Origin of the sequence: Aeromonas sp. QDB34, assembly GCF_027705405.1 — a bacterium.
In the GTDB taxonomy this organism is placed as follows: domain Bacteria; phylum Pseudomonadota; class Gammaproteobacteria; order Enterobacterales; family Aeromonadaceae; genus Aeromonas; species Aeromonas hydrophila.
Window position 1 is genome coordinate 1 of the sequence record NZ_JAPDBT010000049.1, and the last position, 3,713, is coordinate 3,713.

At 62.8% G+C, this 3,713-nt stretch carries 4 protein-coding genes; 3 read left to right on the plus strand and 1 reads right to left on the minus strand.

Annotation, left to right across the window (positions count from 1 at the left end):
• A partial coding sequence (locus OKC29_RS22865; protein WP_270669808.1) for a tyrosine-type recombinase/integrase occupies positions 1 to 689 on the minus strand: 689 nt, incomplete at its 3' end.
• Between the two features lie 527 nt (positions 690 to 1,216).
• Here OKC29_RS22865 and OKC29_RS22870 point away from each other — a divergent pair.
• The 3 genes from OKC29_RS22870 to OKC29_RS22880 all read left to right on the plus strand — a co-directional run bounded on the left by OKC29_RS22870 (position 1,217) and on the right by OKC29_RS22880 (position 3,450).
• A complete protein-coding gene (locus OKC29_RS22870) occupies positions 1,217 to 2,089 on the plus strand; it encodes a hypothetical protein (RefSeq protein ID WP_247141782.1) in 873 nt (290 codons plus the stop codon).
• Positions 2,076 to 2,348, plus strand: coding sequence for a hypothetical protein (locus tag OKC29_RS22875; RefSeq protein WP_134696306.1), 273 nt, complete (start codon positions 2,076 to 2,078; stop codon positions 2,346 to 2,348). Before OKC29_RS22870 ends, OKC29_RS22875 begins: the two co-directional genes overlap by 14 nt.
• Before the next feature lie 205 nt (positions 2,349 to 2,553).
• The gene (locus tag OKC29_RS22880; RefSeq protein WP_247141779.1) at positions 2,554 to 3,450 is read left to right on the plus strand and encodes an AbiTii domain-containing protein; all 897 of its coding nucleotides are present in this window, start codon (positions 2,554 to 2,556) and stop codon (positions 3,448 to 3,450) included.
• Positions 3,451 to 3,713 lie beyond the last annotated feature (263 nt).

Consider the following 3,713-nt stretch of genomic DNA (forward strand, 5'->3'; position numbering starts at 1 on the left):
GGGCGCCTGGGAAGAAGACACCGAAAAGCGTTGGTAGGGCTTACGTTGGTTTTTGGTTCCATTGCTCCCCAAACCCCGTTTCCGCAAAGGAGCAAGTGCATCGCGAACGAATGCCGAAACACATGTGGCGTCAGCGGCACGACCAGGTGAACCCCCCTCCCCCGTAATCCCCCCTCTGCCTCTTTCAGCCAGTTCCTCACCGTCTGATCGGTCACTGTCCAGATCGGGGCCGACTTGGCCAGCTTGAACGTGCTCAGGTACTCGCGGGCCAGCTGGGCATAGGCCGGATCCAGCAGCGGCACCAGCCGCTTGAGCTCGGTTCCCGCCCGGGGCCGCCCCTTGCCCCGGTTACGCTGCTTGAGGGTGCGCAGTACCACGAACGGCCTCCCCCCATCGAGCTCGAAGCTGGCAGGGGTCAGCGCCAAGGCTTCATTGATGCGGGCACCGGTGTTCCAGAGGGTGGCCACCAAAAAGCGGCGCTGCAGATCCGGCAGCATGGCCAGCACCGCGCCCACCTCATGCGCCAGCAAGTACCTGGGCGCGTCCGTGTGGGCGATGGCGAGGTTACGCAGTGCCGTGGCCACCCGCCACTGTTCAGGGCTGCCAGCGGGGCGCACCAGCGGGCCGCCGCCCTGGTGCAGGGTGGCCAGGGTGTGGCCATGGCCAAGAGCCAGTGGGGTGATCTGCATCGGGATCCTCGTCGTGCGGGTGAGTGGGTGATCGGCAGGATGCCAGATCCTGGTGGCCGCTGTCAGGGCCAATAAATCCGCGCCGGTGCTGCTCGGTTTTTGGAGTTTTATCGTTATGGGCAAAAAGTCAAAGCGGGGGCGCGGGCCTGGACAGGTAGCGGGCGGGGGAGATCCTTGCGGGATCCACTACATCTAGTGGCACAGGCCAGCTGCAGCGGCACAAGATGTTGGGGTGCGGGGGGGGCTGGCGGGGATTTGGGAGTCTAGGCCAACGGCCAAAGCCAAGGGCAAAAGGACGCTGCCGCGCTGCGCTTGCCTGCTGGCGGGTGCGCGACGGCGAACCGATGCCGTCGCTTACCGCCCAGCGCTGATCCCGGTTGCAGCACTGCAACGGACAGACGGTGACTTGTCCGGGTGTCCCCTCGGTTGGTCGGATTACCCGTGCATGGCACAATGGTATTATTGAGTCTGCCAGAGGGGGCACGATGACGCCGGAGAGAATGAGGCAGTACGGCAAAGGACTGGGGTTGTGGCAAGACAAGCGGCTGGCGAGCGCCGACCCCATCTCTTATCTGCGCAAAGACCACCCGATCAGTGTGACGCCCGTGGCGCAGGCCCAAGGCTTCTGGCTTGACTCGACTGACGACTGCACCAAGCCATACAACCCGCTGGCCAATGGTGTGTTCCTGTGGACGGAGATTATCGGCGCGGGTCACGCCTTTGTGTCGGTGCACCAGGACAACAACTCCTATGTCTACACCTACGGGCGATTTGGCCGCACGGTCGGATCCCTAGGGGCTGTTGGCGATGGGGTGTTGAATTTCTTCCAGTTCGGGGATGCGCGAACCTACTACCAGACCGCCTTGTACGGCGTGAACGCCAAGGCATTTCGTATTGACGACGCCGATCCGGCGATCACCCGCGCCTACTTCGAGCGCCTGTGGCGAAATGGTGCGCCGGTGAGCCCCACCCCTACCATGGGGGACATGACCCGGCGCGGCGGCCACACCATCGATCTGTACGATGTGACTGGGAAGAACTGCACGACCCACGCCACCGATGGCCTGAAAATGGCGGGATCCAGTGTGTTCAAGGGCGGCTATACCACCCATTCCCAGATGCGGGTTGAGTCGGAAGAGGATTTTGCCGTACCGTTGTCGCTGCAGCGTTACCTGATGCAGAAAAGCGCCGAGCCCTCGATGCAGGTTGTCGATATGACCAACGAGTTTCGGCGGCAATACCCGAATACCGATGGGGTGATGCCCGCGAACGAGGATAACCCAAACACCCGTACATACCGGGCCATGGCCGAGGCCGCGTCTGCCATTGGCACCGTCTCGCCGTATTCAGGCGGCTCGGTGGGTGGGCTACTAGGTGGAGAGAGTCATGTTAGCAATTAAGACCAAAACCGTGTTGCGGTGGGCCGGTATCTCGCTGGTCTCGCTGGGCTATTACCTCTGGCTGGGGGTGGCTTCTACCAGCTTCGGGCACATTGCGGAGAAGGAGAGTGTCGTCGGCTCTGGCCCCGTGTCACTGGAGTATCACCGCGCCATGATTGACGCGGTGATGCAAGCCACCGGCGTGGTGTTTGACGCGGCAGGACTGGGCTTCCTGGTATGCGTCCCACTGATCCTTCTCATCTTCCACAAGGTCAGGTGACCGGCTCTTTTGTCTCCGGTGAGCACCCGCCTTGCATTCACACATTGCCCCGCCTTGCGGGGCTTTTGCTTTCTGGGCCAACGGCCAAAGCGGCGAGCAAAACCGGCCAGCGAGGGCGGGCGGGGTCCTGCCTGCTTGCAGGCCCGCAACTGGCACGGCCAAACCGGGTACAATGGGGGCTCCCATTTTGCCCTGGAACGCATCGATGCCCGCCCTTATCCCTGAACTGATCGCCCTTGCCAGCGATCCCGCCGTCAAGACCGCCGATCTGCTGCGTAAGGCCCTGGTGGCCGCCCGCCTGCTCAGGCAGCCCGAATGGGCCGCTTGGATCAATCATGAGCTGCAGGGATACCCTGATGGCGTTGAGCTACCGGCCTACCGGTTGCTACGTGGTGAGCTGAAAGCCTACAACCCAGCGAGGGGATTGATCCCGCTTCGTACTCCGTCAGCTGAGATGACAGAGTGGCTATCAACATGTCGGTTTGTCTGGTCCGTAACTGAGCTTGAAGAGTTGGCCGCCGACGAACTCGGGGCGAGGTACTTTCTTCCAGCTGAATTGGCGGACTCTATAAGAAGAGCGCAACGACTACCGATGACACCAGAGGTAGCTGTGGAGGCCTGCAAAGTTCGTGGGCTGTTGGGGGCGGTACGCGACAAAGTGCTGATCTGGGCGCTCGATCTGACAGACGCGGGGATACAGGGGGAAGGGATGACGTTTACGCCCAAGGAGCAGCAGCAAGCCCAGCAGCTGGCGCCGGTGAACATTCACATCCAGGGGAATGCTACCGGCTTTCAGTTCATGCAGAACTCGCCCGGGGGCCAGCAACAGCAGACGGTGACCGGTGAGCAGAAGGCCGATGCCCTGGCGGCCTTGCTGCCCTGGCTGGCTCAGGTGATCGAGAATGGACAGCTGCAGCGGGAGGTTTGTGACGAACTGCAGAGCCAGCATGCCGCTCTGCAGGCACTCGCCCGCGCTCAGGCGCCGAGCTGGCCGCTGATCGGGGCGCTAGCCAACAGTGTGCGGGCGATCCTGGAAGGCGCTGGCGGCGAGGTGCTGGCGGCGCAGGCGCTGGGGTGGCTAGGCACCTTGACTGGTAGCTGATAGGTATCAGGGAGGTGGATTGGCGGGGCTGCTGCCCCGCTTTGCATTCTTGGTCAACGGCCAAAGCCCGCCCCCAATCCGATCCCATCGAGGGGCCGGGATCCTCACCGATTGCAGCGCTGCAATTCACCCGACCGCCCCCCCGCGCCCAGGCCCGCCCTGCTCCCTGTTCTGATCGCCCAGGTCGGGGAGCCCGCAGAATTCGGAAAAAATCGTACGCTAAGGTTTTCCGGGCATCCGTAAGGGCCGAAACTTCCCGTCTT

What these genes read in the sequence shown, in the direction of transcription:
- OKC29_RS22880 (WP_247141779.1), top strand. Translation starts at nt 2,554, where the DNA reads ATGCCCGCCCTTATCCCTGAACTGATCGCCCTTGCCAGCGATCCCGCC.
- OKC29_RS22875 (WP_134696306.1), top strand. Translation starts at nt 2,076, where the DNA reads ATGTTAGCAATTAAGACCAAAACCGTGTTGCGGTGGGCCGGTATCTCG.